Origin of the sequence: Chryseobacterium sp. CH21, from assembly GCF_004119445.1 — a bacterium.
Lineage (GTDB): Bacteria > Bacteroidota > Bacteroidia > Flavobacteriales > Weeksellaceae > Chryseobacterium.
On record NZ_QICI01000094.1, the window covers coordinates 1 to 2,675 of the forward strand.

The window sequence follows — 2,675 nt, forward strand, 5'->3', positions numbered from 1 at the left end:
TGCTTTCGCAGATGAATGGTGAATTTATTTCAACATCAAATTGACGAGCGTAGCGGATTGACAGTTCCCGATTGACTCATTTAATAATCAATGGTCAATTTTGCTTCGCAAGTGAATGGTGAATTTATTTCAACATCAAATTGACAAGCGCAGCGGATTGACCATTCACAATTCAACTCTCCTAATCCCTTTAAAAATTCTACTATTAAGTTAAGGAATAATTCCTTTTAGTGCATGAATTCCATTTTATGAATGTTTTAATTTAACATTTCTTAACGAATGGTTTTTATTTCTTATTTTTGATGGATTCAATTTTATACAATGAAATTACATAAATTTTCTTTATTGATGCTGGTTTTAGGCAGTTCAGCATTTGCCCAGACCCAGAAGTTTACTATGGCGGAGGCTGTAAATGGAATGAGAACCAACCTTGCCGTGAAAAATATTTCCCAGTTTTCATGGGCTGCTGACGGAAAATCTTATATCCAGGCAGTAAAAGGCGGTTATCTGATTACAGATTTGAAAACAAACAAACAGGATACCCTGATCTCGTTGAGCCAACTGAACAGAAACATTTCCAATGATAAGCTTAAAGCTGTTCCACCCATTAAATTTACAGGAAATTCCAATGGGTATTTTACTACTGCAGGTAAAATGTCGTGGATTGAAAAATCAGGAAATGACTGGAAGATAAAGAATACAGCAGCAATTGATCAGGATGCTGCCAACATAAAAATGTTTGGTGACGGTCAGACTTTCGCTTTCACAGCAAAGAATAATTTATTTGTTAACAGAAACGGAAAAACCATTCCTGTAACCAACGAAACGAATGAAAATATCATCAGCGGACAGGCAGTTCACAGAAATGAATTCGGAATTGATACCGGAATTTTCCCTGCTCCAAACTCTGAAAGTGTAGCTTTCTATAAAATGGATCAGAGCATGGTAGCAGATTACCCAATCATCGACTGGTCTGTAACACCTGCTGTCAATCACAATATTAAATACCCAATGGCTGGTCAGACTTCTCACCAGGTGACATTAGGAGTTTTCAATATTAAAACCCAAGCTACTACTTTCTTAAAAGTGGAAGGTGAAAAAGATCAATATCTGACGGCCATTACATGGAGCCCGGATTCAAAATACATCTTTGTAGGGGTTCTGAACAGAGGTCAGAATCATATGAAAATGAATCAGTATGATGCTGCAACAGGAGAATTGATGAAAACTTTATTTGAAGAAACAGACAGCAAATATGTGGAGCCACAGCACCCACTTACTTTCTTCCCGAATTCTAATACAGACTTCATCTGGCAGAGCCAGAGAACGGGATATAATCATTTGTTCCACTACAGCCTTGAAAAAGGGCTGGTGTCTCAAATCACAAAAGGGGACTGGTTGGTAACTGATATTTTAGGATTCAATGAAAAGAAAAAGGAAATCTATTTTACTTCTACAAAAGAGACTCCTTTAGAAAGACATTTATATAGAATCAACTGGACCAACTTCAAGATGCAAAAGTTGGACAATGCAGAAGGAATGCATGCCGGTACGTTGAGCAGCGACGGAAATTATCTGTATGATGCTTATAGCAATGCCAATTCACCAAGAGTTGCCAATATTATCAATACAGCGAATTTAAAAACTACAAATATTCTTACTTCTGAAAATCCATTAAAGAATTATCAGAGACCGGAAATTAAAAATGTAGCATTAAAAGCAGATGACGGAACTCCTTTGTATGGAAAAATCATCCTTCCGACAAACTTTGATCCCAATAAAAAATACCCAACCATCGTTTATCTGTACAACGGACCACACTTGCAGCTGATCACCAATACTTTCCCGGCTTCAGGAAACCTTTGGTATGAATATATGGCTCAGAACGGTTATATTATTTTCACAATGGACGGAAGAGGTTCTTCTAACCGAGGAATGAAGTTTGAGCAGGCGGTATTCAGAAACCTGGGGACAACAGAAATGAATGACCAGATGAAAGGTGTAGAATACTTAAAGTCTCTTCCTTATGTAGATGGAGATAAAATGGGAATCCATGGATGGAGCTTCGGAGGATTTATGACAACAAGCTTCATGCTTCGTAAGCCGGATGTATTCAAAGTGGGTGTAGCAGGAGGGCCGGTAATCGACTGGAGTATGTATGAAATCATGTATGGAGAAAGATATATGGATACTCCACAGGAAAATCCACAGGGATATGCCGCAGCTAATCTTCTGGATAAAGTACAGAACCTGAAAGGGAAATTACTGATGATCCACGGAGCTCAGGATGATGTGGTAGTATGGCAGCATTCTATTAAATTCATCAAATCTGCTGTGGATAACGGGGTTCAGTTGGATTACTTTACCTATCCGGGGCATCCGCATAATGTGATCGGGAAAGACAGAGTTCACCTGATGCAGAAAATTACAGATTATTTTGATTTATATCTGAAGAAATAATAATACAATCCAGCCTAAAACCAGGCTGGGTTTTTGTTTTTTGCTAATCTTTTTAGAAGACGCAAAGATTTCTATGTTAATACACAAGAGAAATTTGAATTTTTTATTGACACAAATTCTTCTTTTTGTAAAAATGGCTGTTTTCTATTGATGACAGCCATTATTCTGTGTACTAATTTATTTCTTACCGCATTCAGGACACTCATTTTATTTTT

1 protein-coding gene is annotated in these 2,675 nt (G+C 37.3%); it reads left to right on the top strand.

Translation table 11 applies throughout. The features are described 5' to 3' along the window. Positions 1-321 precede the first annotated feature (321 nt). Positions 322-2,460, top strand: coding sequence for a S9 family peptidase (locus BOQ62_RS20010; protein WP_129042150.1), 2,139 nt, complete (start codon positions 322-324; stop codon positions 2,458-2,460). The last annotated feature ends 215 nt before the right edge of the window (positions 2,461-2,675 follow it).

What these genes read in the sequence shown, in the direction of transcription:
- BOQ62_RS20010 (WP_129042150.1), top strand. Translation starts at nt 322, where the DNA reads ATGAAATTACATAAATTTTCTTTATTGATGCTGGTTTTAGGCAGTTCA.